The following is a 25159-nucleotide window of genomic DNA, read 5'->3' on the forward strand; positions in this document are numbered from 1 at the left end:
CAAGTTATCCATAACTTTGCGATAGACTATGAAAGCTACTCAACAAATCACCACGCTTACCTTTTACAAGTATGCCAACTGGAAGGATCAGTTATGGGCTTTTGCGATGATGCAGTTTGCTCATAGCAAGCTCAAGAAAACGAAAGGACTGCATTTTTATAAGTTACTGGGAAGTGGTCGTGAACATTTTGATCCACGTCCCGATTTCTCCGTTTATGGAGTGCTGCAGGTTTGGGATGATGCGTCGCATGCTCAGGAATATTTTTCAAGTTCTAATTTGAGTAACCGTTATGAGCGACATAGCAGCCACCAACTGACTTTTTATTTGAAAAATATTAAAGCTTACGGTCAATGGTCCAGCCAGAATCCGTTTGAGGTTTCTCAAGATCTGCATCCAGAAAATCCTTTCATTGCTGTGATTACCAGAGCGACTATAAAACTATCGATGCTTAGGAGATTCTGGAAATATGTGCCTACTTCTCAAAAGGATCTTGTCGATAATCCCAATCTGCTTTTTAGTGCTGGAATAGGCGAGAGACCAGTTACCCAAATGGCTACATTTAGTTTGTGGAATGATGTAGAGGCCCTCAAGAAATTTGCCTATCGTGGTAAGAACCATAGGCATGCCGTGCAACAAACCCAAGCACTGCAGTGGTACAAAGAAGAACTCTTTACCAGATTCCAGCCCTATAAAATTGCTGGCGACTGGCCAGAATTTGAAATCCCAGAGGCTCTAAAATAATTTTTTGAAAAAGCCTTTGATAAAAGGCCATGAGGTAAGTGGCAACATGATTTTTAATTCTTCTGCCAGTACAGTTTCCTCATCTAGAAATGATAAGATTCGTTTGATGGGATTGTTTTTATACAAGTTCTGGAACAAGAGATGGCCACGATCATTATGAAGTTTTAGAACATCGAGCATGATGTCATCATAAAAGCGAAACTTCTTCAAGAACATCCCAGTCTCCAGAGATTTGCCTTTTAGATAATTGTCGATCAAAATTCCCACAAACTTTTCAGTGCGCTTAAAACTGTAACCTGTGCTGGGTTTGACCCAACCTCCAGCAGTTCCTATTTTATGCACCAATCCTGTATTGTGCTGCTCAAATCGGTACGTCGTCATTGGAATATTTCCTTGTTCCGTCGCGATGATTTCATAAGATTCTATATTAAAGTACTCGCTCAAATATGTTTTGAGATACTTCTCGTAGGTCCGGTTACTCACGATTTCTGAAGAGAAATATGTGAACTCTACCAGAGCTTCTGTGGCAGAATAGGGTAGGATATAGGTAAAACTTGTCGTGCCAGGATCTCGCAGGCGGTAATCCATCATCAAGAATCTGGATGGATCAAAAATCTCTTTTTCTGTTTTGATTACCCAACCTAGAAAGTGTTGTTGGAGTTTGATCGATTTAGTGTCTTGAAAAAAAGCGGTTGGGATACGACTGTCAAGAACCAGCTTGGCCTCAAAGGAATCTGCTTCGGTGGTGATGGTGGCCGTTTCGGCATTTTCAATGACAGCGGTAACTCTGTTTTCTACTAAGGTGCAGTTGGGATGGTCGATGAGTTTCGCTTTCGCGAAAGCGATAACATCACGGCTTTTCAATTGTTTGTAATGATAGGGCGTGAGATCAAAATCCAGTTTCAGGTCGTTTGTTTTAAAACTTCCAAGGTCCCATGCATACGAAATGAGATGATCCCATTTTCCGGTTCCTTTTTCCCAAAAACTCCAAGTCTTGTCTAGGCTTTCACCTTGAAAATCGTCCAAAACCAGAATCTTATGGTCCTCAAATCCTTGATGCTCCAGCATGGATAGTAACACCTGACTACCTGCGTTGCCTAATCCTATGATGGCTATATCGTACTGATGATGATCCATAGGATGCTGGCAAAAATGAGTTGAACGATGTAAATATGTAACGAGGTTTTGAAATCTCCTTTTAGCTTGTAATGCGTGGCGATGTAGTGCAATATAAAGGCGATGATAAACCAGCATAAATAGTTATACCATCCTGCGCCACCAGTAAAACTCCAGAATCCCGCATAGTCGCAAATCTGCTCCAGGAAAAAGTCCAGAATCACCATCAGACTAGCTCCAATGACCGAAATAGCCCAAGGATTTGAAGTCTGTTTACTCGCGATGGCATGAGTGACAAACGTGAGTACAGCCCAGTTGACGCCAATTAAAAAAGGAATCCCATCGAGCTTTGGGCCAAAATTATCACCATAACTATACTCGCCAAACAGCCAGCCCGTATGAACGCCTATCCATTCCGCAGTCATTCCTGTGACAAAACATATTGTAAACAACCCAAGCGTCTTGAGATCCATGATCGGAAAAAAGACGGCTAACAATGCTGTTATGTAAAGCATGGTAAAGGGCGATTTCCCTAAAAAGAAAGTCTCATAACCCAGCGCAATACCTATTAAAGCACTGAAATGAATGACCCATAGAAAGATGATCGCTGCATTTTTCATTGGGCATCAGGTATTAAGTCTGCCGTGATTTTTGCACTTAATAGACATAATGGAATGCCACCACCTGGATGGACAGAACCGCCCACGTGATACAAGTTTTTTATTTTGCTGAAGTTAGGATGTCTCAAAAAAGCAGCAAATTTATTATTGCTGGCCGCACCATAAAGCGCACCGCGATAGCTACTTGTGTTTTTTTCTATGTCTTGAGGCGTGAGAATATATTCCGTTTGAATGAGTGGTTCCACATCTACATTCAGGACTTTTTTGATTTTTGAGATGATGTTTTTTCTGGATTGTTCTACCATTTGATCCCAATCTTGACCGTAATCGCCTGGCGCATTGATCATTACGAACCAGTTCTCGCAACCTGCAGGCGCGTCTTCGGGCGACAATTTACTGGTGATATTGATGTACACCGTTGGATCTTCAAAAAGTGTCTTTTGCTCAAAAATATGTTGGAATTCCGTAGGATAATCCTCGCTAAAAAGAATGTTGTGCAAACCTAGCTGCGGGAATTCTTGATTGATGCCCCAATAAAAAATGAGCGCGCTGCTCGAACGTTCCTGCTCCAGCGTGCGTTTAGGCTCTTTAACGTCTGGCATCAATTTTTTATAGGTAGGGAAAATGTCCATGTTTGATACCACTAGGTCAAAATCATAATCCTGTTGGTCTGTCGAGATTCCTGTAACTGTGTTGTTCTTTTGATTGATGGAAGTTACGCTTTCGCGAAAGCGAAATTCCACTCCAACCTTAGCTGCAAGTTCAAATAGGGATTGCGAGATGCGATGCATGCCGCCTTGTGGATAGTACGTCCCCAAACCAATCTCCAAGTGTGGAATCATGCTCATGATGCCTGGAGTTTGATACGGCGATGAGCCATTATATGTGGCGTATCTATTGAATAGCTGCGTGAGCTTTGGATTATTAAACGTTTGGTTATAGCTGTCCAATGTTCCCGTTATTCCCAGTAACGGAATTTTTGCAATAGCTTTTAAGGTGTCTTGGTTTAGGTAGGTGCTCGCCTTGTGCAGCGATTTTTCAAGAAATAAGGATTTTGTGGTCTCGTACTTATCCTTACTGTTTTCTAAATATTTAGCTATGTTCTTTTCAGGTTCATTGAAAACCTCTGAAGCTTTTGAAGCAAACTTTGAAGGTTGTGCTGGTGCTTGAAATTGCGTGCCGTCTTCCCAAAAATAGTGACAGGTAATCTCCTGAGAACTATAATCAAAGTCAACTTTTTCTTGAAATAGTTGATGCAGTTCATCCATCAACTCTGGTAAGGTAAACAACGATGGACCTAGGTCAAACCTATAACCATCCTGTTCTATAGCATGCAGTTTGCCGCCAGCATAATCATTTTTTTCAAAAACTGTGACATGGTAACCTTTATGATGCAATCTTAAAGCTGCAGCAAGGCCACCAATACCTGCGCCTATAACGGCAGCGCGCAACATCTTACTTGAAGTATTTCAATGGAACGATGAGCATTCCAAAGTTTTCACCTTTCTCCTTGCCTAAATGTTTGTGGTGGATCTTGTGGGCTCGACGCACGCCTTTAGCATATACGTTACTTGCCTTGCGCAACCATTTGAACCGTTGGTGAATAAAAATATCGTGAACCACAAAATAGGCCACACCATACGCAAAAATCCCTGCGCTTATGGGCAATGCCCACCAAAGGTCTAGAAAACTATGGAGTAATTTAAAGGTGATACTTACACTGGCAAAAAAGACAAAGAACCAGTCGTTCTTTTCAAACCAGCTATCATGTGTTTTGTGATGATGATCTTCATGTAGATTCCATAAGAAACCATGCATGACATACTTATGTATAAACCACGCCATGAACTCCATGATTAAAAAGGTAACCAGAAAGATCGCGATCCAGAATAATACTTGCATTTTTATATGAGGTTGAGGCGGTAACTTACGTAACCTTTTGCGAGTAGTCCAATTTTTTCATAGTTGGGTACTCTAATTCTTGTATTTCGTATTTCAGCAGATGGTGTGCGTTCCAATCTCGTCAATAAGCGACGATAATAAATATAGGCCGTGTAAACACCCAACTTAGCTTCTACAGGTAGTCGTTGAATGCCGTTGAGACCTGCATCAAAATCTGCTTTTATTTCTTCAATTAACCGTTCCTTATCTTCTTCTTTAAGATCGTGCAGATTTGTATTAGGAAAGTAGCTGCGTTCCAATACATCAAGATCTGCCTTGAGGTCTCTCAAAAAATTCACTTTTTGAAAAGCGCTGCCTAGTCTCATAGCGTCTTCTTTAAGGTCATCGTACTTCTGTTGATCTCCTTTGACAAATACCTTGAGAGACATAAGACCTACGACATCTGCACTGCCATAGATGTAGTTTCTATATTCTTCATCAGTCAAATAAACTGATTTGTCTAGGTCCAGACGCATGCTGTGGATAAAGGCTCCATACATGTCTGGTGTGATGTTGTATTTATTAACCGTTTCCTGAAAAGAATTTAGGATAGGGTTTAAGCTAATTTTTTCTTCGATAGCCAGTTTGAGATCATTCTCAAATCGATCCAATAGACTGCGTTTATCATAATCGTGGAAGGTATCTACGATTTCATCAGCAAAACGAACGAAGCCATAAATGTTGTGAATGTCTTGGCGTATGGTTGGACCCAACATTTTGCTGGCAAGAGAAAACGAAGTGCTGTAATTATGAGTTACAGCCTTACTACATTGGCGGGAAACCTCGTCAAAAATACTTTTCATCGATTGATATGTTTGTTAATCAATTGGGCAGCCAGTTTACCAGAAATCAATGAAGGCGGTACGCCAGGACCAGGAACCGTAAGCTGACCCGTAAAGTAAAGACTTTTTACCTTTCTACTTCTTAAATTAGGTCTAAGAAATGCAGTTTGTAGTAAAGTATTGGCCATGCCATAGGCGTTTCCCTTGTAGCTATTATAAGCTTCTTTAAAATCGTTTACACAAAAAGACTCTTTGAAAAGGATATGATCCATCACCTTTTGGTCGGTCAGTTTTTCAAACCTATCCATTATTTTTTTGAAATAGGTTTCCCTTAATTCTGGTGTATCTTCTAATCCTGGGGCTAGTGGGATGAGAAAAAAACCATTTTCGCAGCCGTCAGGCGCGGTACTGGAATCTGTTATTGATGTAAAGTTTGCGTAGAATAATGGATCTTCCGGCCATTTGGGATCCTCGTAAATTTCATTAGCGTGTTTTGTAAAATCCGTATCAAAGAAAAGGTTGTGGTGGTCTACATTTTTCAATTTCTTGTCAAAACCAATATAGAATATCAAAGAGCTAGGCGCGAACGTTTTTCTTTCCCAATAAGCCTCTGAGTATTGTCTCAATTTTTCAGGAAGTAAGGTTTCAGAATGATGATAATCTGCACCAGAGAGCACATTATCGTAAAGATGCACTTCACCGCTTAAGGAGATACCTTCTGCACGTTGCTGATCATTGACTAAAATTTCTGTGACTGGTGAATTTGTTTTGATGACAACGCCTAGTTCCTCGGCAAGTTTTTTCATTCCCAGGATGACCTCATACATACCGCCTTTAGGGTGCCATGTCCCTAAACCAAAGTCTGCATAATTCATGAAATTATAGAAACTAGGTGTATTTCCAGGAGTAGCGCCCAGAAACAAGACAGGAAATTCCAGAATGGAAACCAATCTGGGTTCCTTGAATTTTTTGCGAACGTCCTTGGAAACATTTCCAATAAAAGCTCCGAGCTTTTTAATCGTCTGTGGCGTTACTAGCTCTAAAGGAGATTCTCCTGGCCTATAAACAAGATTTTTAATGGCAATGTCATAATTCTCACTGGAAGTATCCATAAACTCTTGAAGCTTTGCAGCGCTTCCAGACTCTACGGACTCAAAAGTAGCTTTGATCTTTTCAAGATCGTCGCCTATTTGTATGCGATCATTTTCAAAGTAAACCGAATAAGCAGGATTAAGTTTATCCAGTTCGTAATAATCGGACGGTTTCTTACCAAAATCTGCAAAGAAGCGTTCAAATATATCTGGCATCCAGTACCATGACGGACCTATGTCAAAGGTAAAGCCATCTTTTTCTAGCCTGCGTGCTCTACCACCTACTGTATCATTTTTTTCATAAACGGTGACTTGGTGGCCAGATGCCGCCAGATAAGAGGCCGCGGCAAGGGAAGAAAAACCCGAACCTATTACGGCTGTTTTTTTACTCATATAGATTGTAATTGCTCTTCAAAATAGTTCATGGCATGCTCGATGCTCTTGAAGACTTTTTGGTTGGGTGTCAATGTTTCTTGGTCTAAGTCGGCAGTTTTTGTTCCTAATAACACTAAAGGCGCCTGATTGACCTTAGAATTAAATTTCTTGAGAAACTTAGGTAGTTTTTTAGAAGTAGGTTGCACAGTGATAAAGGTAACAAAAGTTGGGTTTTGACCATTACGCTGGAAAAAAGATAACGTGTCCAACTTCATACTTGCACCTAAGAAAATAGTATGGAATCCTGCAGATCTCAGCCTATAGTTCAAAAATAAAAGACCTAAATCATGCATTTCATTTTCTGGCATGAAAAGAATATAAGGTGGTGAGTCTAACGAGTCTCGATGGCTATCTAATACTTGAGTCTGTATCAAGAGCTTTTGCTTGATAAGATTACTTATAAAATGCTCATGCGCAATGTTGATGGTATTGGTTTGCCATAAACTACCTAACTCTTCTAAGAGTGGTATGAGTAAGTCATAAAAGACAATGTCAAAACCTTTTTGAGATAATTCTGCGTCATAAACGTTATTAAAAAGGTTTTCATCAAAATTGACCATGGCCAGCTTCAACTCTTGCAGCCTAAGATTATGTTGATGTTCTGATTCTGCTTGAGTACGAACCCTTTGTTCTATCTCTTCATTACTCAAGGTAGCGATGGCACTGATCTTCATTCCCGTATTTTTCAAATAACTCACGTTGAGAATTTTTTGAAGAGCATGAAGATTGTAAACTCTGATATTAGTCTCACTGCGATCAGGTTCTAGGAGATGATGCCTCTTTTCCCAGATGCGTATCGTATGTGCCTTGATGCCACTTAGGTTTTCTAGATCTTTTATGGAGAAGGTACTTTTGATCAAGACGTTCGTTTAAGAATAAGTCGATAAAGTTAAACAATTTGAAGTAGACCTCGATCTTTCAGCTCTGGATAGAAACTACGGGCTTAATGTCAGGATAGTCATTGAAAGGCATCTCAAACCTCCTTTATTGAAGGATATTAGAAAGCTTATTAAAATCTAATCGCATAAAAAAAGGTCTTGATGATATCATCAAGACCTCAAAAAATGTACCCAGGATGGGACTTGAACCCACACGTATAAATACACACGGCCCTCAACCGTGCCTGTCTACCAATTTCAGCACCTGGGTATAAAAAAAGTCCTTATAAAATAAGGACTTTAGCGCCTTACGGCCTTCGTGACTTGGCTGGGGTTCGAACCCAGGACCCTCACATTAAAAGTGTGATGCTCTACCAGCTGAGCTACCAAGTCGTCATTTCTAAATGCGGGTGCAAATATAAAACGTATATTCCTTAACCTACTAATCTTTTTCCCATAAATTTGAGAGAAAATTAAACCTTTGCAATTAGAGAATAAAAAGCCCGTCAGTTATATTTTGCTGGGCTACATGGGATCTGGTAAAAGTACTGTAGGACAAGTGCTTGCATCCTTGACTTCACTGCCCTTTATAGATCTCGATGATTACATAGAAGCGCAGGAATCGATGTCTATCTCCCAAATTATCGCCCAAAAGGGAATAATTTATTTCAGAAAACAAGAATTATTGTATCTAAAATCGGTTTTAAAACGACGAGAGTCCATCGTTTTATCACTTGGTGGTGGTACACCATGTTACTATAATAATATGGAGCTGATCAATGAAAAACCTGAAAGTCGATCGATTTACCTAAGAGCAAACGTTCCTTTTCTTACCCAACGACTATTTGAAGAAAGACAAACCAGACCATTAATTGCAGGAATTGACAATAGGGACGAACTCGCAGAATTTATAGGTAAGCATCTTTTAGAAAGGTCTGCGTTTTATAATCAGGCCCATAATGTGGTAGAAATCGAGAATAAAACACCACAAGCCATTGCGCTAGAGATTCTTGATCTAGCTTAAAGAAACACTACTAGCTTTATTGTCAAGGATCACGGTAATATGCTCTTCCATAGTGGTGGAAAGTGAAATTCCTTTAAAATCTGCCTTGACAGGAAACTTTTTGTGGTTTCGATTAACCAGTACAGCCGTTTTAAATTTTTTCAGTGGGACATTAAGAAAGTGCCTCACCGCATAGATAAGAGTCGTTCCAGAGTTCAAGACATCATCGCACAATACGATTCCCTTTTCTTTATATTGGTCAGGAGATAGGCTGGTATGAATTTCCGCAAGTGGATTTTTCTTATCCATTTTCACTTCGCACAGCGTGATCTGGAATTCACAAATATGTTCCAGCTGGTCTTTTAACCGTCTTGCCAGAACGTAGCCACCATCTGCAATACCAGCAAGAATGATCTCGTCATGTTCCATGTAGACTTCTGCAATTTGATATGCGATGCGTCTTATTTTATGATTGACCTGCTCGTGATTTAGAATCTCCATAATAGTTTTAAAGGTAAATGGCGGTGTTGAGGGAATTCGCTTTCGCGAAAGCGAACTCATCCATAGCTTTTCTCAAATGTAATGAATCACTCTTCTTCAAGGTCACCGTTCAACAAATTTCCAAGATCGCGCCGGTCTTTTTTGGTAGGCCTGCCTTCACCTTTGCGGCGGTAATAGTCTTGGTTGAGCTCGATCATCTTGCGAGCCTCAAAATTTTCTGTTGGCGTGCGGTCCACTCTATAGAGATCTACCAGTTTGTTGCCCACACGGCTGGATGGCAGGTCCAGAACCTCGACCACATAATCGATCTGGTCCTTGCGCAGCGTGATCACATCACCAGGATAGACATCCCTTGCAGGTTTGACAATATCGCCGTTGATTTTAAACTTTCCCTTTTTTGCGGCGTCTGTAGCTTTACTGCGTGTCTTGTAGTATCGTACTGACCATAAAAATTTATCGATGCGCATATGACAGCTTATATAGAAGCGTTTCACCTACAAAAATAGCCGAAAATACTATCTTTGGCCCCTGAAAAAGAAAACATGAATTATTTGAAAAAAATAGGTTGTATAGCCTTCATTGCAGCATTATTGATTTCTTGTGGTAGCGACGATGATGATGTGACCATTGAAATTAGAGATCCACAAGAGGTATATGATGAAGACCTTGCGGAAATCACTACATTTTTACAAACTCACTTTTACAATCAGGATGAGTTTGAGAACACTCCAGATGGCGAGGACTTTCAAATTGTCTTTGATACCATAGCCGGTGATAATTCAGATCGCATTCCTTTGTCAGAGCAGGTCACTTCAAGAACTTTACGTCGTGATGATATTGATTATCAGGTTTTCGTTTTGAACGTGAGACAAGGTAGCGGTGACAGACAACCCACATTTGCAGATAGTACGCTGGTAAGTTATCAGGGAACATTATTAAATGGGTCCGTCTTTGATAGCAATTCCAACTCGGTCTGGTTCGACCTACCTGGGACTATAGATGGTTTTGCGACGGGTATTGCAGGCTTTAATGATGCGACTACCACTATTGCAAATCCTGATGGTACCGTTAGTTTTAGAAATGGCGGTATTGGTGCTATGTTCATCCCTTCGGGATTGGGATATTTCAATGCAACTCAATCTGGAATACCAGCCTATTCTCCTTTAATTTTTACGTTTCAATTACGACGCGTAAGAATCACAGATCATGATGGAGACGGCATACTTTCTATATATGAAGATTTAGATGGTGATAAGGATTTAATGTCACCACAGTTTGCCGATGATACCGATCGTGATAGAATAAGTAATTATCGAGATTCAGACGACGATGGTGATGGTATATTAACCAAAGATGAAAATCCTGACCCTAATGGCGACGGTAATCCTAATGACGCATTAGATACGGATGGTGATGGGATTCCAGATTATCTAGATAATAGGACAGAGGTCTAACCATGACTCCTAATCAAAAAAAGCCCTGACAATTTATCTGTCAGGGCTTTTTTATTGAAATAAGTGATCAAATCTGCTAAGCAGAAAATCAACATTAAACTAACTTCTTACGCTTGATAACAGCCATAGCTTTAGCAGCAATATTTTCTGCATTTAAGCCATATTTTTCAAGCAATTGTGCAGGCGTACCGCTCTCACCAAAGGTGTCTTGAGTAGCTACAAATTCTTGAGGTGTCGGCAAGTGCTGCGCAAATGTTCTGGCTACGCTCTCGCCCAGACCGCCCATGTAATTGTGCTCCTCTGCAGTGACGATGCATCCTGTTTTCTTAACTGAATTGATGATAGCCTCTTCATCCAGTGGCTTGATTGTGTGAATATTGATCACATCTGCACTGATGCCTTTTTCATGAAGTTCCTTGGCAGCTTCCAGTGCTTCCCAAACCAGGTGTCCAGTAGCCACAATGGTAACATCGGTACCTTCTTGAAGGTGTACTGCTTTCCCAATGTGGAACTCACCATCTTCTGGCGTGAAGTTGGCCACCTTAGGGCGACCGAATCTTAAATAAACCGGTCCATGATGATCTGCAATCGCAAGAGTTGCGGCTTTGGTCTGATTGTAATCACAAGTATTGATCACCGTCATTCCAGGCAACATTTTCATCAAGCCTATATCTTCTAGAATTTGGTGCGTAGCGCCATCTTCACCTAGTGTCAAACCAGAATGAGAAGCACAGATTTTGACGTTCTTGTCAGAGTAGGCCACACTTTGTCTGATCTGGTCATAAACACGACCAGTTGAGAAATTGGCAAAAGTTCCCGTAAACGGAATTTTACCGCCTATGGTCATACCAGCGGCAATCCCTATCATATTCGCTTCTGCAATTCCAACCTGGAAAAATCGGTCTGGATGAGCTTCTGCAAAGGCGTTCATTTTAAGTGATCCGGTTAAGTCGGCACAAAGGGCAACGACATTTTCGTTGGACTTTCCCAATTCTGCCAGGCCTGCGCCAAAACCACTTCTAGTATCCTTACTTCCTGTATTTGTATATGTCTTCATAATTTCTTGCGCAATGCGCTAGATTTTTGTGATTAGTAGTCGCCCAGTGTTTCAGGGTTCTGGCTCAGCGCATCGGCGAGTTGTTCGTCGTTTGGAGCGATACCATGCCACTCATGGGATCCCATCATAAAGTCTACGCCATGACCCATAACGGTATGGAGCAGGATGCATACGGGTTTACGCTTTCGCGAAAGCGAGATAGCTTCCTTGATTCCTGCAATGACAGCCTCAAGGTCGTTACCTTTTGAAACAGTGACAACTTCCCAGCCGAAGGCTTCAAACTTCTTGCGTAGATCTCCTAGAGCCAATACACTATCGGTACTACCGTCGATTTGCTGTCCATTGACATCAATGGTAGCAATGAGATTGTCTACATGATTTGCGCTGGCATACATAATGGCTTCCCAGTTTTGACCTTCCTGTAATTCACCATCACCGTGAAGGGTAAAAACGGTTTTGTCATCACCGTTGAGTTTTTTGGAATGTGCCGCGCCTATTCCAACACTCATTCCTTGACCTAGCGAACCGCTTGCGATTCTAACGCCTGGAAGACCTTCATGAGTCGTTGGGTGACCCTGTAAACGGGAATCTAACTTGCGGAAGGTGCTCAACTCCTCTTTAGGGAAATAGCCCGCATGGGCTAAAACACTGTAGAACACGGGCGAGATATGACCGTTGGATAAGAAGAAAAGATCCTCATTCTTACCGTCCATCTGGAAGGATGGATCATGTTCCATGATCTCATTATAAAGTGCCACGATAAACTCCGTGCAACCTAGTGATCCACCTGGATGTCCACTATTTACCGCGTGGACTTGACGAACGATGTCGCGACGTACCTGCGATACTAAATCTTTTAAGTGCTGTATATCAGCCATTTTTTGAAAATTTGAGTATTTCACAAAGGTAGGACGTTCCTATTGCAAAGACTTTTACCACGAATTTGATTTATTAACGATTTGAATGCTTTTGTGAACAACTTAGTGAACTTGAACTTGAACTTGAACTTGAACTTGAACTTGAACCCGAACTCGAACTTGAACCTGAACTCGAACTTGAACCTGAACTCGAACTCGAACCTGAAACTGAACTTGAACCTGAGACTGAACTTGAACTTGAACTTGAGACTAAGTTAAAACGGGCACTCGTCTTTAATGACAGCTTTTGGAACTAAAACAATGGATTGCCAGTCTTAATACTTTGTACTTACTACTAGCTACCAACTACCACCTACTAATTCCTAAATACCACTACACACTTCAAGCTAGAAACTTATCTTTGTGCCGCATGAAAATGAAATTTGACTTACTACAAACTGATGCAAACAGCCAGGCTAGAGCAGGTGTGGTGCATACAGATCACGGTGCGATAGAGACACCTATATTTATGCCTGTAGGTACAGTTGGTACCGTAAAAGGTGTGCATCAAAGGGAATTGAAGGAAGAAGTGAATCCAGATATTATTCTGGCTAACACCTATCATCTCTATTTAAGACCAGGAACTGAGGTTCTTGAAAAGGCTGGTGGACTGCACCAGTTCATGAATTGGGACCGTCCTATTTTGACTGATTCTGGAGGATACCAGGTTTATTCCTTGAGTGCCAATAGAAAAATCAAGGAAGAAGGTGTGAAATTCAAATCACACATTGATGGTTCCTATCACACCTTTACACCAGAACGTGCCATGGATATACAGCGCTCCATAGGTGCAGACATCATCATGGCTTTTGATGAGTGTACTCCTTATCCATGTGAATTCAATTATGCACGTCGCAGTATGCACATGACGCATCGATGGTTAAAAAGGTGTATTGAGCATTTCAATAACACACCAGATAAATATGGGTTTACCCAGACATTGTTTCCCATCATTCAAGGAAGTACTTACCCAGAATTGAGACAGCAAAGCGCCGAGTTTGTGGCCAATTGTGATATGGATGCCAATGCCATAGGTGGATTGTCCGTTGGTGAACCTGCAGAGGAAATGTATGCCATGACTGATGTAGTCACCGCTATACTTCCTAAGGACAAACCGCGTTATCTTATGGGTGTAGGAACGCCTATCAATCTACTCGAGAATGTCGCCCTTGGAATCGATATGTTTGATTGTGTGATGCCTACCAGAAATGGTAGAAATGGTATGATCTTTACTGCTAATGGGAGCATCAATATCAAGAACAAAAAATGGGAAATGGATTTCAGTCCATTGGATGATGGCGCTTACGCTTGGGTGGATACTGAGTATTCCAAAGCTTATGTTAGACATCTATTTACCGTAAATGAAATGTTAGGTAGGCAAATATGTACGATTCATAACCTGGCTTTCTATTTGTGGTTGATGCGCGAGGCTCGCAAACACATACTAGCAGGAGATTTTAGAGCCTGGAAGGATCAAATGGTAAAACAAATGGATAATAGACTGTAGTGTTTAGCATACTGGATAGATACATATTAAAAAGATATCTAGGGAGTTTCTTCCTGTTGTTATTGCTATTCCTACCTATCATGGTAACTGTACATGTTGCCGAAAAAATAGGAAAGATCATTTCTAATGAAGTTCCTTTTCTTGAGGTGATTCTGTACCTGGGAGATTTCACCATGTATTTCACAAATTTCCTGTTTCCCATTTTCCTCTTTATATCCACGATGTTTTTTACCTCAAAGTTGGCTAACAATACAGAGGTCATTGCATTTTTGAGTTCGGGAGTTTCCTTCAATAGGTTTTTACGTCCTTATATTATAGGAGCTACTTTGATCTGCGGCTTAGCCTTACTACTCAGCGCTATTTTTGTACCGCAGGCAGCCTCAGGCTTTAATGAATTCCAACAACAATATTTTAGAAAAGGTGATGCCTCAGAAACGACAAATGTCTTTAGGCAAATCAACGATAATGACTTTGTTTATGTGAGCAATTATCAGCCTTCACGCCAGACAGGTTTTGACTTTACGCTGGAACATTTTGAAGATGATGAACTCAAGTACAAAATCTACGCAAGCAGGATAGCATTTCAGGACAGTGTCTATGTGTTGAGCCAGTATAAAAAGAGGATTATCCTTGAAGATCGCGAGATCATTCATGAGAAAAACCGACTGGATACCATCTTTGATTTTGATATTGACGAGCTCACTCCAACTAAGTTTATCGCAGAAACCAAATCCTACACAGATCTCAATGAATTTATCGCTCTGGAAGAAAAACGTGGTAATGCCAACATGAACATTTATTATGTGGAGAAGTACAAGCGTATCTCCATACCAATAAGTGCCTTTATTTTTACCATCATAGCTGTAGCTGTGTCATCCGTCAAAAAACGTGGTGGTATGGGAACCAATCTCGCCATAGGCATAGTAATTGCGATGGTATACATGTTTCTAGATAAGGTTTTTGGAACCATTGCAGAAAAGAGCACCTTCAACCCATGGATCGCCGTCTGGACGCCTAACATATTTTTTGCTGTCGTAGCATTATTCCTGTTGAGAAATGCGAGACGATAAATTACTTAACTACCTACACCTTCATTTTATAGTTTTCATTTGGGGATTTACGGCCGTGCTAGGAGCTCTCATTTCTATTGAAAGTATCCCATTGGTATGGTGGCGAATGTTGCTGGCGGTGATTTTGATTTTTATCTACATGAAAATCATGCGCATACCGTTACAGTTCAAAGGTGTCAACGCCTTACCGCGCAAACGCATTCTGGGTTTTGTAGGCGCAGGAATTGTTATTGCGCTGCATTGGGTGACCTTTTTTGGAGCTATCAAGGAAAGCAATGTAAGTGTCACGCTGGCCATGTTAAGTACAGGCGCTTTTTTTACAGCAATATTGGAACCTTTGTTCACCTCAAAAAAGTTTGTAGGGTATGAAGTCATCTTTGGTGTGATTATTATCGCGGCGCTCTATTACATTTTTAAAGTAGAAACCCAGTATGTCACTGGAATGATATTGGGACTCATAAGCGCAGTGTTGAGCGCCACTTTTTCCATTATCAACGTAAAATGGGCCAAAGAACATCCGCCATCATTGATCAGTATTTATGAATTGGCCAGCGGTGTTGCATTCATAAGTCTTTACTTTCTTATTTTTCCAACAGACTTTGTAGGGCCATTGGTTTTGACAAGTTACGATTGGTTGTGGATAGGCATATTGGCTAGTTTCTGTACGGCATACGCATTTATAGCCAGCGTTAAGGTCATGAAATTTTTGAGTGCTTATACCGTCATGCTCACCATTAACCTGGAACCTGTGTATGGAATTTTCCTTGCCTTTCTCATTTTAGGCGATGCAGAGCAAATGACGCCAGAGTTCTACGTAGGCGCTGGAGTAATTCTGGCTGTAATCCTAACGAATGGTATCCTAAAAAATCGACGTAACCGCCGCAAGAAGAAAGAATTGAAGATTCATGCTTGAGGGCTGTGAAAATGTTTGAAAGTGAATTCGCTTTCGCGAAAGCGAACCATCCACTAACTTTAATATAAATTGAACAAGCGGTGTTACCTAACACTGTCTTGATTTCCTATATTTGTCTCCCCAACTGGAATACCCAACTATGGAATATCTAGAATTTGAAATGCCTATCAAAGAGCTGGAAGAGCAATACCAGCAAACCCTTGCGATAGGATCAGAAAACGATGTTGATGTCACTAAGACGATCAAACAACTCGAGAAGAAACTTAAAGCTACACGTAAAGAGATCTACAGCAACTTAACGCCGTGGCAACGTGTGCAAATGTCCCGTCATCCAGACCGTCCTTACACACTGGATTACATCAAGAGCATTTGTGGTGATACCTGGCTGGAACTGCACGGTGACCGCAATGTGAAGGATGATAAAGCCATGATAGGTGGACTGGGCAAAATAGGTGATCAGTCCTATATGTTCATCGGGCAGCAAAAGGGATTCAATACAAAAACACGTCAATACCGCAACTTTGGGATGTCAAATCCAGAAGGTTATCGTAAGGCGTTGCGATTGATGAAAAGTGCCGAGAAATTTGGCATTCCCGTAGTGACATTGATCGACACTCCAGGAGCATTTCCTGGTCTGGAAGCTGAAGAACGTGGTCAAGGAGAAGCCATTGCTAGAAACATCCTTGAAATGACGCGCTTGAAAGTGCCTATCATCGTAATGATCATAGGAGAAGGAGCTAGTGGTGGAGCCTTAGGAATAGGAGTAGGTGACCGTGTGGTCATGTTGGAAAACACCTGGTACAGCGTTATCTCTCCAGAATCTTGTAGTTCTATCTTATGGAGAAGTTGGGAATACAAAGAACAAGCTGCCGAGGCTCTCAAGCTTACCGGTAAAGACATGAAAAAGCTTAAACTGGTAGATGAAATTCTTGAAGAACCAGAAGGTGGTGCCCACAAAAACAGAGAAGAAATCTTTGTGTCTGTGGCAAAATGTATCGATAGCTATTATCAGGAATTAAAAGAGCTATCTCCTAAAGAATTAGTGAAACAACGCATGGACAAATATGCCAATATGGGCGTATTTAAGGGATAAATAATTTCTCAAATTGTGAGATTAAAAAACCAGCCTCAAGGCTGGTTTTTTGTTTTTAAATGGAATTTCAATAGTTATAAAATCACAAGAAGGCTCTTGTATAATTTTCTTACAGTCTCAAGGCTTGATGATTAGCCTACATGCTAAAATTATTTGTCCTTATCAACAGGTTATAAACCAGTTTTTCAATAAAAATGTTAACCAACTGAAGACAAGGAAATCTTAAAAATCGCTGGCTTTCCTCTATTTTTGATCCTATGGAAAAAGTACAGGAAAGAGTATCGATCGTGACGGGAAACAGTCCTGTGATATCGTTAGAGAAAGGAAAAATACCACCACAAGCTATTGATCTTGAGAAGGTTGTGTTGGGTGCGTTAATGATTGACGGTAAAGGTGTTGATGAGGTAATCGATCTATTAACTCCAGATGCTTTCTACCATAAGGCGCACCAATCCATATTTGATGCGATTGATAAATTGTTCAAAAGCGGTAGTCCAGTAGATTTATTAACCGTTAGCGCCCAACTGCGTCGTGATGAGAAGTTGGAGTCTGTAGGTGGTGACCATTATCTGGTTCAATTATCTCAATTGGTGAGTTCTACGGCGCACATAGAATTCCACGCGAGGATCATCCTGCAAAAATTCATTCAGCGCAGTTTGATCAAGATTTCTACAGAAATCATCAATGATTCCTATGAAGAATCCACTGATGTTTTTGACCTATTAGATAAAGCAGAATCCAAGCTCTATGAAGTAGCGCAAGGAAACATACGCAAAAGTACAGAAACAGCGATGGATCTGGTCCGTCAGGCCAAGCAGCGTATAGAAGAAATTGCCAAACGTGATGGTCTAAGTGGTGTGCCTACTGGCTTTAATGATTTGGATAAATTGACCAGTGGCTGGCAGCCCAGTGACCTAGTCATCATAGCGGCACGTCCAGGTATGGGAAAAACGGCCTTTACCTTGTCCATGGCGCGTAACATTGCGGTAGGTAGCAACATTCCAGTAGCGTTCTTTTCTCTAGAGATGAGTAGCGTCCAGTTGATCACGCGTTTGATATCTTCAGAAACAGGTCTGTCCTCAGAAAAATTACGTACCGGTAATCTTGAGCCACATGAATGGGAACAACTCAATGTAAAAGTGAAAGATCTGGAACAGGCACCTATATTTATTGATGATACGCCATCACTATCCATATTTGACCTGCGTGCAAAATGTAGACGTCTAGCTTCACAGCACGGTATCAAATTGATCATGGTAGATTATCTGCAGTTAATGACCGCACAGACAAATGCCAAAGGTGGGAACCGTGAGCAGGAAATATCAACGATTTCCCGTAACCTTAAGGCACTTGCCAAAGAACTTGAGGTACCCGTCATTGCACTATCCCAATTATCACGTGCGGTAGAGACACGTGGTGGTAGCAAGCGACCGTTGCTTTCTGACCTGCGTGAATCTGGAGCGATCGAGCAGGATGCAGATATCGTTTCCTTTATCTACAGACCAGAATATTATGGTCTGGAAGAATGGGACGATGACGACCAGACACCATGTAAAAACCAGGCAGAATTTATAGTGGCAAAACACCGTAATGGTGCGACAGACTCTATCAGGCTCAAGTTCTTGGGTCAATTTGGTAAGTTTGATAACCTTGAAGAGCAATGGGCGATACCACAAGAGTTTGGTAGCAAAATGAATCAGGCAAATGATGATACTTTTAGACCAGATACGCCTAAATTCCCTTCGCCTGGTGATGCCTTCGGTGGTCCACAAAGTGACGACGACGACGGTCTGGCGTTCTAGAGAAAAGTCGGCAGGAAAATTGCAGTTTAGCTTTTGATATGTACTTTGTGGTGGATATGGAATTCGCTTTCTCGAAAGCTTACTCTTTTTCAACCTTAGTCTCTAACTAAATACATTTGTGGATCTTCAAAACAACTTGCAGTGAGAAATAAATCCTTACGTTCCGTTTTATGTTTGATGGCATTTTTACTGGCGCTATCCAACGTTAACGCGCAATATTTGCTGATTCCCATGGATGCCGAAACACAAACGGACCACCTAAAAGCTTACGGAATTTCCTACTGGCTGCTCGCCAAAGGGACCAAAGTAAAGTGGTTACTCAATTACCGTGGCGGCTCCTTTCTCATCCCAGAAACGGAAGAATTCAAAAAGGAACTGATCGTTCGCGGCGTTTCTTATGAACCCATGAGCGACGGTGAGGTTACTTCTATGCTAGAGCTTATCGCCAGCCCATCTCAAAACATGCAGGAAGTGTTGCTTGAAAAAGCTCCTAAAATTGCGGTGTATACGCCTACGGGAAAAGCGCCTTGGGACGATGCGGTGACCATGGTTCTCACTTATGCAGAGATTCCTTATGAAAAAATCTATGACAAAGAAGTCCTAGCTGATGAGTTGCTCTTGTACGACTGGTTGCACCTTCACCATGAAGATTTTACTGGTCAATATGGTAAATTTTATCGCAACTACAGGACAGCACCTTGGTACATCGAGGAAAAACAAGACGCTGAAAAGCTAGCCGCAGAATTAGGTTATTCCAAAGTGAGCGAGGAAAAGCGTGATGTCGCTCTTAAAATCAGAGACTATGTGATAGGCGGCGGTTTTATGTTTGCCATGTGTAGCGCCACTGATAGTTTTGACATTGCCCTTGCTGTAGAAGGCGTCGATATAGCAGAGACTATGTTTGATGGTGACCCATCTGATGCTAATTATCAAAGTAAGATTGATTACACCAAAACTTTTGCGTTCACTGATTTTGAATTAGAGCGTTCGCCTATGGTTTATGAGTTTAGTAGTATTGACATGACGAGAAAACGCAGGATTGAAAAAGAACGCGATTACTTTTCTTTGATGGATTTTAGCGCAAAATGGGATCCTATTCCCACCATGTTGAATCAAAACCATACCAGTCTGGTCAAAGGATTTATGGGTCAAACAACCAGTTATGATCGGGATGAGGTCAAGAAAAATGTCTTGGTGCTAGGAGAAAACAAGACCAATAAAGAAGCGCGATACATTCATGGTATTAGGGGCAAAGGTTTTTTCACGTTCTATGGCGGCCACGATCCAGAAGATTACCAGCATAGGGTAGGTGACCCAAAAACAGAATTGAGTTTGCATCCCAATTCACCTGGTTACCGATTGATTCTCAACAACGTCTTGTTTCCAGCGGCTCGTAAAAAGAAGCAGAAGACCTAGGCCGTCACCTGGTCCAGCACAACCACATTACGCATTTCGTTTTTTCTTAAATACGTATTGATAATTTGATGGGTGTGATAATTGGGCGTTTTACGTTCAATGTAGGATTCGCACTCATCAATGGTAGAAACTGGAATGTCATGATCCACAAATCCATAACCTTGATAGCGGCCGTCTTTAATTAAAACCACACAATTCTCTTCGGGATGGCGTCCTTTTTCTTTGATGATAAAAGTTGGCTTGTCATTTTGCAAGGCCTCAATGGCTTTCAGGACTTTCTCATTGTAATGATCCACTTCTTCTTCATGGGTACAGATGCCTTCGCAATTGCGCAATTTATAATGCGTACAGCGACCGGTTGTGAGTTGCAGCGAGCAATAACGCGGGCATAGGTGAAACTCCTCACACATCCATTCTAATTTTTCTACCGCTTGCGCACGATTGTAGAAAGTGATGACAGAATAGTCAAAGGATTTTGAAACCGCGACGGCCAACTGTATCACACCTCGCTGATTTTTGTATGAGATAATTTGATAAGTGTTGCGAGGTTTTTTCTGCGCACTATTGAATTTAGGGTAATGATGGCGTATCAAATCTGCTTCTCGCAAAAGGGCCACGGCCTCATTTCCCGTTTCTTCAAAATCAATGTGATGCATTTCTTGTCCCATGAGATAGGATTTACTCTTCTTGGTATAGAAATGGGATAGCACCCGTTTTTTGATATTGATGGCCTTGCCTACATAAATGACTTTATGGGATTTATCTTTGAAAAGATAAATACCAGGAGTGGACGGCAGCTGGTCAAAATGGGCTTTGGGTACATGTGGTGGCAAGGTGCTTTCCTTGCTCTTTACTTTGAGAAATTCAGTGATGACTTCATGATCATCATCCAGCGACAACAATCGTTGGAACAGGATCACGGTCGCATCCGTATCGCCTTCTGCGCGGTGGCGATTGTCGAGCGGAATGCTTAAGGAATGACACAATCTTCCTAGACTATAGGATGATTTGTTGGGAAGCAGCTTTCGCGAAAGCCGAACCGTACATAATCTTTTACTGCTAAAATCAACATCCAACCTCTTGAATTCATTACGTATCACATTGTAGTCGAACCCAACATTGTGGGCAACAAATATGGCATCTTCAAAAAACCGAAGCACATCAACTGCGATTTCTGAAAACAAGGGCGCATCTGCCACCATGTGATCGTCAATACCGGTTAGTTGGGTAATAAATCCAGGAATAGGTTGCTGCGGATTTATCAGGCTAGTGAATTTATCCAGTACTTCACCTTCCTTCATTCTCACGATACAGATTTCAGTGATCCTGTTACCGCCTAAACCTTTTCCAGTAGTCTCGACATCGACTACCGCATACACTTGATTGTTGAAATCCATCTTCCAAAAATAACATGTATTATGGAAATATTCCTATTTATATATTGGAAATATTCCAATAAGTGTAACGTTATTTATAAGGTTAAAAACATGTGAATTGACTTTTAATTGTAAGTCATCGCTGGACTTATATCATAACTTTAAAATAAAAACTATGGAAACTACAAGAGAAGCAGCTCATCAAAAAGTACACGATACTACTGTAACGCAGTTGAATCAACTTTTGGAAAAGAGTTATGACGCAGAAAAAGGGTATAAAAAGGCTATTGAAGACACTGACTCTGCAAGACTAAAAACTTTCTTCCAAGAGCGTGCGGCAATGAGAAGCCAGTTTGCGACAGAGATTCATAACGAATTGCACAGACTTAATGAAGAGCCAACCACTCAAGGATCTGCAGCAGGAGCTGTACATAGAGCTTGGATGGATATCAAAAGCGCTTTCACTTCAGAGAATGAGGAAGCTATTCTAGAAGAATGTATCAGAGGTGAAAAAGCTAGTGTAAGTGATTACAAAGAAGCTTTGGAAAAAAATGATTTATTGTCTGAAGTAAAACCAATCTTGGAGAAACAACTAGGAATGATTGAAAATACCTTGAATACGGTCAAAAAATTAGAAGACATCAAGTAAAATAAACTTGATATAAAAAGTAAAATCCAGCTGTTTGAACAGCTGGATTTTTTATTTGTAATTGCACCCTTAAAAAGGTCCCTATGTACAATTACTACCCTAAATTCTTAATGAATAATTCTTTTAGATCAAGATTTTATTCTTTTCAATATTTAAAGATATAAGAAGTAAGGATAAGCCAATGAGAAATGTTCTGAACGCCTAGGTTTTTGTTCTGAACGGTAATTGCGTTAAGTTTATATGTTAAATTAAATAGATATCATTGCACATCTCACACTTCCTATGTTTTGTTGTAACCGTGGTAATTTATCTTCAAGACCTAAAGCAGACCGCTGTACATCTGCATTTTTGGCGCTTGTATTAGTTCTGGTTTTATCGGTAGCCACAAGTGTTGCTCAGGAAGCTCCAGCTAGGCATTTAGAAGATTTTCCATTTGGAGAAATAGATGCTCGCATCCGGAGCAAGATATTATCCTTTGAAAGAGCAGAATCCTTATTGGCCATCAATGAATTGCTTCAGTCAGATTTTACCCAAGAGCAGCTCAACATTCTCAAGGTTTATAAATTACAAGCACTTGTGGAGTCAGAGTTGTATGATGAGGCGTTGCTACTTTCTGAAGAATTGCTCAAGCCTCTAGATGTGGATCCAGAATTGGAGGTAAAAGTATTATTGGAAAGAACTTTGCTCCATGAGCTACTTGAAAATATGCCAGAAAGCAAAAAAGACCTTAATCGTATTGAACGTCTTTTTGAACAAGAACAGTTATCAAAAGGTGTTTTATACGGTAGGTATTTGTACCGACTTAGTTCTTGGTATCGTGTGAATGACAGGCGTCAGGAATCTATCGAGTGGGCAGAGAAGGCCGTCAAGTTTGGATTACAAAATGGGTTTTTACATGTTGGTGCTACAGGTTATTTGCTATTAGGTTTGAACGCAGAGCCTGATGATTATGAGGCTAAAAGAAAATTTTTCCAAAAGGGATTGCGATTATGGAAGAACGCCAGTCATGAGCCAGGTAAGGTCAACATGTACAATCTTTTGTCACGAACCCATTATGATGAAGGCAAATATGAACTGGCCATGATCTATAATGACTCTTCACTGCAGATCATCGATCGAGAGAAAACAAAACAAGACCGCCCTAGAATCTATAAACATAGATCTAAGGTTGCCGAAGCCATGAATCAGCTGGATACAGCGCTTTATTACCAGAAGCTGTATGCGCAAGAAGCATTATCGGCTCTTCAAAGAGCCCGTAATATCAAAGTAAAAGAGATTGAATTTGAGCTAAAACGGGAAAAGGCGATTCTAGAAAACATAAAACTGGAAACACAGCTCGCCGAAGCATCGCGTAAGGAAAACTATTTTGTCGTCTTACTTGGTTTAGGTGCTTTTTTCCTGTTATGTCTTGGGCTGCTCATCATCACGCTGGCCTCACGTAATAAAAAGATCAGAGATCAGAATACAGAAATTAAAGAAACCAATCACGAACTAACCGCTAACATTGCCGAAAAAGAGTTTCTACTTAAAGAAGTCAATCACCGTGTAAAAAATAACCTTGCCTTTATTCAAAGTTTGATTGCCTTTCAATTGGATCAATCCAGCCAGAAGGAAACCACGGTTAATCTAGAGAGTCTTAATAATCGCATACATGCCATAGCAGTTCTTCATGATCAATTTGTTAGTGCCAACAGTGGTGCTGGTAAGAAAGAAATAGCCATTGCATCCTACATTGAGACCATTGCCAGTGCACAGGTCATGACACATCATGGAAAAGTCGACCTGATCAGAAAAATTGAGGATATTAAGGTCAACCTGGAAACGGCCGTTCCGCTTGGGATTTTGATCAATGAATTGATTACAAACTCCATCAAGCATTCTGATCCCATAGGGCCTAAACTAGTGATAGAAATCGTATTGAAGGAAAAGGGAAATGAACTTAGATTAGATTATAGGGACAACGGTAAAGCCTTTGAATTACATCCAGAAAAGGAAACCTTAGGACTTTATATTATCAAAACCATGGTTTTACAGTTGCGCGGGACCATGAATCGTATCGATTCCAATTACAGCATTAACATTAAAAGACGGTAAGAATGAAACGTATTTTAATTGTAGAAGATGAACTTATGATTGCTGGTAATCTGGAACGCATTTTATCTAAAGGTGGTTATCAGGTCTCAGCAATCGCTATAGACTATGAGCAGGCAGAACGACAGTTGAAAACCCATGTTTTTGATCTGGCCTTATTGGACGTGTCACTATCAGGTAAGAAAAGTGGTGTAGATGTCGCAAAACTCATCAATCAAGAATATGGGATTCCTTTTATGTACATTACTTCATATACAGATCCCAAAACAATCGCAGAGCTTAAATCGACCCAGCCCGCAGGTTACATTTCAAAACCAGTTCAAGCGGCGACGCTCACTACAAACATAGACCTTTTGTTCGCGAGACTGGATCACCACAATGATGAAGTGACGGTACAGGTAGGAAACGGTATTCACCAATATCATCTGGATGCTATCTATTATGCACAGGCAGATCATGTCTATACAGAAGTCTTTCACGATCAAGGATCTGACGTGCTACGCATCTCACTGCAAGCATTTCAGGATCAATTTCCTGACAATGAACTCATCAGGATCAACCGCAGTGTCGCGGTATGTAGACGTGCCGTGGTCAAGGTGGATAAGACAACCGTTTATTTACAGGATACCTGTTTTCGTATCTCACGTACTTTGGTAGATGATGTCTTGGAACATTTTAGATAACAGGCTTTTTAAAGAGTTCGCT

The 25159-nt window shown here is 40.9% G+C and carries 24 protein-coding genes and 2 tRNA genes; 12 read left to right on the forward strand and 14 right to left on the reverse strand.

Annotated features, from left to right (window positions below; translation table 11 throughout):
- Nucleotides 1-28: 28 nt before the first annotated feature.
- On the forward strand, nucleotides 29-742 hold the full coding sequence (locus AAU57_RS06400; protein ID WP_055412123.1) for a hypothetical protein: 714 nt from the start codon (nucleotides 29-31) through the stop codon (nucleotides 740-742).
- On the opposite strand, the gene AAU57_RS06405 is transcribed toward AAU57_RS06400, so the two are convergent.
- From AAU57_RS06405 to AAU57_RS06445, 9 genes are all read right to left on the reverse strand, one after another.
- Nucleotides 734-1879, reverse strand: a complete 1146-nt coding sequence (locus tag AAU57_RS06405; protein ID WP_055412124.1) for a lycopene cyclase family protein — start codon at nucleotides 1877-1879, stop codon at nucleotides 734-736. The two genes, AAU57_RS06400 and AAU57_RS06405, sit on opposite strands and share 9 nt — an antisense overlap.
- The gene (locus AAU57_RS06410; protein WP_055412125.1) at nucleotides 1855-2478 is read right to left on the reverse strand and encodes a carotenoid biosynthesis protein; all 624 of its coding nucleotides are present in this window, start codon (nucleotides 2476-2478) and stop codon (nucleotides 1855-1857) included. The genes AAU57_RS06405 and AAU57_RS06410 overlap by 25 nt, the downstream gene beginning before the upstream one ends.
- Nucleotides 2475-3932: a 1-hydroxycarotenoid 3,4-desaturase CrtD gene (gene crtD, locus AAU57_RS06415; protein WP_055412126.1), complete on the reverse strand. Its 1458-nt coding sequence runs from the start codon at nucleotides 3930-3932 to the stop codon at nucleotides 2475-2477. Before crtD ends, AAU57_RS06410 begins: the two co-directional genes overlap by 4 nt.
- A 1-nt stretch (nucleotide 3933) precedes the next feature.
- Nucleotides 3934-4380 carry a sterol desaturase family protein gene (locus tag AAU57_RS06420; protein ID WP_055412127.1) on the reverse strand — a complete coding sequence of 149 codons (447 nt, stop codon included), beginning with the start codon at nucleotides 4378-4380 and terminating at the stop codon, nucleotides 3934-3936.
- A gap of 2 nt (nucleotides 4381-4382) precedes the next feature.
- Nucleotides 4383-5222, reverse strand: coding sequence for a phytoene/squalene synthase family protein (locus tag AAU57_RS06425; protein ID WP_055412128.1), 840 nt, complete (start codon nucleotides 5220-5222; stop codon nucleotides 4383-4385).
- On the reverse strand, nucleotides 5219-6685 hold the full coding sequence (locus AAU57_RS06430; protein ID WP_055412129.1) for a phytoene desaturase family protein: 1467 nt from the start codon (nucleotides 6683-6685) through the stop codon (nucleotides 5219-5221). Before AAU57_RS06430 ends, AAU57_RS06425 begins: the two co-directional genes overlap by 4 nt.
- The gene (locus tag AAU57_RS06435) at nucleotides 6682-7587 is read right to left on the reverse strand and encodes a MerR family transcriptional regulator (protein WP_055412130.1); all 906 of its coding nucleotides are present in this window, start codon (nucleotides 7585-7587) and stop codon (nucleotides 6682-6684) included. Before AAU57_RS06435 ends, AAU57_RS06430 begins: the two co-directional genes overlap by 4 nt.
- Nucleotides 7588-7794: 207 nt before the next feature.
- Nucleotides 7795-7876 (reverse strand) — tRNA-Leu (locus AAU57_RS06440).
- 49 nt (nucleotides 7877-7925) lie between these two features.
- Nucleotides 7926-7998 (reverse strand) — tRNA-Lys (locus tag AAU57_RS06445).
- Between the two features lie 88 nt (nucleotides 7999-8086).
- Between AAU57_RS06445 and AAU57_RS06450 the strand changes: the two genes are divergently transcribed.
- Nucleotides 8087-8629 carry a shikimate kinase gene (locus AAU57_RS06450; protein ID WP_231717780.1) on the forward strand — a complete coding sequence of 181 codons (543 nt, stop codon included), beginning with the start codon at nucleotides 8087-8089 and terminating at the stop codon, nucleotides 8627-8629.
- Here AAU57_RS06450 and AAU57_RS06455 read toward each other — a convergent pair.
- Nucleotides 8621-9109: a phosphoribosyltransferase domain-containing protein gene (locus tag AAU57_RS06455; protein WP_082438561.1), complete on the reverse strand. Its 489-nt coding sequence runs from the start codon at nucleotides 9107-9109 to the stop codon at nucleotides 8621-8623. The two genes, AAU57_RS06450 and AAU57_RS06455, sit on opposite strands and share 9 nt — an antisense overlap.
- Before the next feature lie 86 nt (nucleotides 9110-9195).
- On the reverse strand, nucleotides 9196-9576 hold the full coding sequence (locus AAU57_RS06460; protein ID WP_055412133.1) for an RNA-binding S4 domain-containing protein: 381 nt from the start codon (nucleotides 9574-9576) through the stop codon (nucleotides 9196-9198).
- A 75-nt stretch (nucleotides 9577-9651) separates the two neighbouring features.
- On the opposite strand from AAU57_RS06460, the gene AAU57_RS06465 reads away from it, so the two are divergent.
- Nucleotides 9652-10563 carry an FKBP-type peptidyl-prolyl cis-trans isomerase gene (locus AAU57_RS06465; protein ID WP_055412134.1) on the forward strand — a complete coding sequence of 304 codons (912 nt, stop codon included), beginning with the start codon at nucleotides 9652-9654 and terminating at the stop codon, nucleotides 10561-10563.
- A gap of 94 nt (nucleotides 10564-10657) precedes the next feature.
- Here AAU57_RS06465 and AAU57_RS06470 read toward each other — a convergent pair whose 3' ends face one another.
- Together AAU57_RS06470 and AAU57_RS06475 are read right to left on the reverse strand one after the other, a co-directional pair.
- On the reverse strand, nucleotides 10658-11620 hold the full coding sequence (locus tag AAU57_RS06470) for a transketolase family protein (protein WP_055412135.1): 963 nt from the start codon (nucleotides 11618-11620) through the stop codon (nucleotides 10658-10660).
- 32 nt (nucleotides 11621-11652) lie between these two features.
- Entirely contained in the window at nucleotides 11653-12498 is an 846-nt protein-coding gene (locus AAU57_RS06475; RefSeq protein ID WP_055412136.1) for a transketolase, read from the reverse strand.
- A 415-nt stretch (nucleotides 12499-12913) separates the two neighbouring features.
- Here AAU57_RS06475 and tgt point away from each other — a divergent pair, with 415 nt between their 5' ends.
- From tgt to AAU57_RS06505, 6 genes are all read left to right on the forward strand, one after another.
- Entirely contained in the window at nucleotides 12914-14044 is a 1131-nt protein-coding gene (tgt, locus tag AAU57_RS06480; protein WP_055413696.1) for a tRNA guanosine(34) transglycosylase Tgt, read from the forward strand.
- On the forward strand, nucleotides 14044-15114 hold the full coding sequence (locus tag AAU57_RS06485) for an LptF/LptG family permease (RefSeq protein ID WP_055412137.1): 1071 nt from the start codon (nucleotides 14044-14046) through the stop codon (nucleotides 15112-15114). Before tgt ends, AAU57_RS06485 begins: the two co-directional genes overlap by 1 nt.
- Nucleotides 15101-16027: a DMT family transporter gene (locus AAU57_RS06490; protein ID WP_055412138.1), complete on the forward strand. Its 927-nt coding sequence runs from the start codon at nucleotides 15101-15103 to the stop codon at nucleotides 16025-16027. Before AAU57_RS06485 ends, AAU57_RS06490 begins: the two co-directional genes overlap by 14 nt.
- Nucleotides 16028-16166: 139 nt before the next feature.
- On the forward strand, nucleotides 16167-17120 hold the full coding sequence (locus tag AAU57_RS06495; RefSeq protein ID WP_055412139.1) for an acetyl-CoA carboxylase carboxyltransferase subunit alpha: 954 nt from the start codon (nucleotides 16167-16169) through the stop codon (nucleotides 17118-17120).
- A gap of 257 nt (nucleotides 17121-17377) precedes the next feature.
- On the forward strand, nucleotides 17378-18922 hold the full coding sequence (dnaB, locus tag AAU57_RS06500; protein ID WP_055412140.1) for a replicative DNA helicase: 1545 nt from the start codon (nucleotides 17378-17380) through the stop codon (nucleotides 18920-18922).
- A 177-nt stretch (nucleotides 18923-19099) separates the two neighbouring features.
- Nucleotides 19100-20338, forward strand: a complete 1239-nt coding sequence (locus AAU57_RS06505; RefSeq protein WP_082438562.1) for an asparagine synthetase B — start codon at nucleotides 19100-19102, stop codon at nucleotides 20336-20338.
- On the opposite strand, the gene AAU57_RS06510 is transcribed toward AAU57_RS06505, so the two are convergent.
- On the reverse strand, nucleotides 20335-21735 hold the full coding sequence (locus AAU57_RS06510) for an exonuclease domain-containing protein (protein WP_055412141.1): 1401 nt from the start codon (nucleotides 21733-21735) through the stop codon (nucleotides 20335-20337). The genes AAU57_RS06505 and AAU57_RS06510 overlap by 4 nt on opposite strands.
- 154 nt (nucleotides 21736-21889) lie before the next feature.
- Here AAU57_RS06510 and AAU57_RS06515 point away from each other — a divergent pair, with 154 nt between their 5' ends.
- The 3 genes from AAU57_RS06515 to AAU57_RS06525 all read left to right on the forward strand — a co-directional run bounded on the left by AAU57_RS06515 (nucleotide 21890) and on the right by AAU57_RS06525 (nucleotide 25137).
- The gene (locus tag AAU57_RS06515; RefSeq protein ID WP_055412142.1) at nucleotides 21890-22363 is read left to right on the forward strand and encodes a ferritin-like domain-containing protein; all 474 of its coding nucleotides are present in this window, start codon (nucleotides 21890-21892) and stop codon (nucleotides 22361-22363) included.
- Nucleotides 22364-22711: 348 nt separating this feature from the next.
- Nucleotides 22712-24457: a sensor histidine kinase gene (locus tag AAU57_RS06520; protein ID WP_197275394.1), complete on the forward strand. Its 1746-nt coding sequence runs from the start codon at nucleotides 22712-22714 to the stop codon at nucleotides 24455-24457.
- A 2-nt stretch (nucleotides 24458-24459) separates the two neighbouring features.
- On the forward strand, nucleotides 24460-25137 hold the full coding sequence (locus AAU57_RS06525) for a response regulator (RefSeq protein WP_055412144.1): 678 nt from the start codon (nucleotides 24460-24462) through the stop codon (nucleotides 25135-25137).
- The last annotated feature ends 22 nt before the right edge of the window (nucleotides 25138-25159 follow it).

The sequence above is a fragment of the Nonlabens sp. YIK11 genome, assembly GCF_001413925.1.
Classification (GTDB): domain Bacteria; phylum Bacteroidota; class Bacteroidia; order Flavobacteriales; family Flavobacteriaceae; genus Nonlabens.

Excerpts from the sequence above, each read along its gene's own strand:
- AAU57_RS06400 (WP_055412123.1), top strand. The coding sequence starts at position 29 with ATGAAAGCTACTCAACAAATCACCACGCTTACCTTTTACAAGTATGCC.
- AAU57_RS06405 (WP_055412124.1), bottom strand. The coding sequence starts at position 1,879 with ATGGATCATCATCAGTACGATATAGCCATCATAGGATTAGGCAACGCA.
- AAU57_RS06410 (WP_055412125.1), bottom strand. The coding sequence starts at position 2,478 with ATGAAAAATGCAGCGATCATCTTTCTATGGGTCATTCATTTCAGTGCT.
- crtD (WP_055412126.1), bottom strand. The coding sequence starts at position 3,932 with ATGTTGCGCGCTGCCGTTATAGGCGCAGGTATTGGTGGCCTTGCTGCA.
- AAU57_RS06420 (WP_055412127.1), bottom strand. The coding sequence starts at position 4,380 with ATGCAAGTATTATTCTGGATCGCGATCTTTCTGGTTACCTTTTTAATC.
- AAU57_RS06425 (WP_055412128.1), bottom strand. The coding sequence starts at position 5,222 with ATGAAAAGTATTTTTGACGAGGTTTCCCGCCAATGTAGTAAGGCTGTA.
- AAU57_RS06430 (WP_055412129.1), bottom strand. The coding sequence starts at position 6,685 with ATGAGTAAAAAAACAGCCGTAATAGGTTCGGGTTTTTCTTCCCTTGCC.
- AAU57_RS06455 (WP_082438561.1), bottom strand. The coding sequence starts at position 9,109 with ATGGAGATTCTAAATCACGAGCAGGTCAATCATAAAATAAGACGCATC.
- AAU57_RS06460 (WP_055412133.1), bottom strand. The coding sequence starts at position 9,576 with ATGCGCATCGATAAATTTTTATGGTCAGTACGATACTACAAGACACGC.
- AAU57_RS06465 (WP_055412134.1), top strand. The coding sequence starts at position 9,652 with ATGAATTATTTGAAAAAAATAGGTTGTATAGCCTTCATTGCAGCATTA.
- AAU57_RS06470 (WP_055412135.1), bottom strand. The coding sequence starts at position 11,620 with ATGAAGACATATACAAATACAGGAAGTAAGGATACTAGAAGTGGTTTT.
- AAU57_RS06475 (WP_055412136.1), bottom strand. The coding sequence starts at position 12,498 with ATGGCTGATATACAGCACTTAAAAGATTTAGTATCGCAGGTACGTCGC.
- tgt (WP_055413696.1), top strand. The coding sequence starts at position 12,914 with ATGAAATTTGACTTACTACAAACTGATGCAAACAGCCAGGCTAGAGCA.
- AAU57_RS06490 (WP_055412138.1), top strand. The coding sequence starts at position 15,101 with ATGCGAGACGATAAATTACTTAACTACCTACACCTTCATTTTATAGTT.
- AAU57_RS06495 (WP_055412139.1), top strand. The coding sequence starts at position 16,167 with ATGGAATATCTAGAATTTGAAATGCCTATCAAAGAGCTGGAAGAGCAA.
- dnaB (WP_055412140.1), top strand. The coding sequence starts at position 17,378 with ATGGAAAAAGTACAGGAAAGAGTATCGATCGTGACGGGAAACAGTCCT.
- AAU57_RS06505 (WP_082438562.1), top strand. The coding sequence starts at position 19,100 with ATGGCATTTTTACTGGCGCTATCCAACGTTAACGCGCAATATTTGCTG.
- AAU57_RS06510 (WP_055412141.1), bottom strand. The coding sequence starts at position 21,735 with ATGGATTTCAACAATCAAGTGTATGCGGTAGTCGATGTCGAGACTACT.
- AAU57_RS06515 (WP_055412142.1), top strand. The coding sequence starts at position 21,890 with ATGGAAACTACAAGAGAAGCAGCTCATCAAAAAGTACACGATACTACT.
- AAU57_RS06525 (WP_055412144.1), top strand. The coding sequence starts at position 24,460 with ATGAAACGTATTTTAATTGTAGAAGATGAACTTATGATTGCTGGTAAT.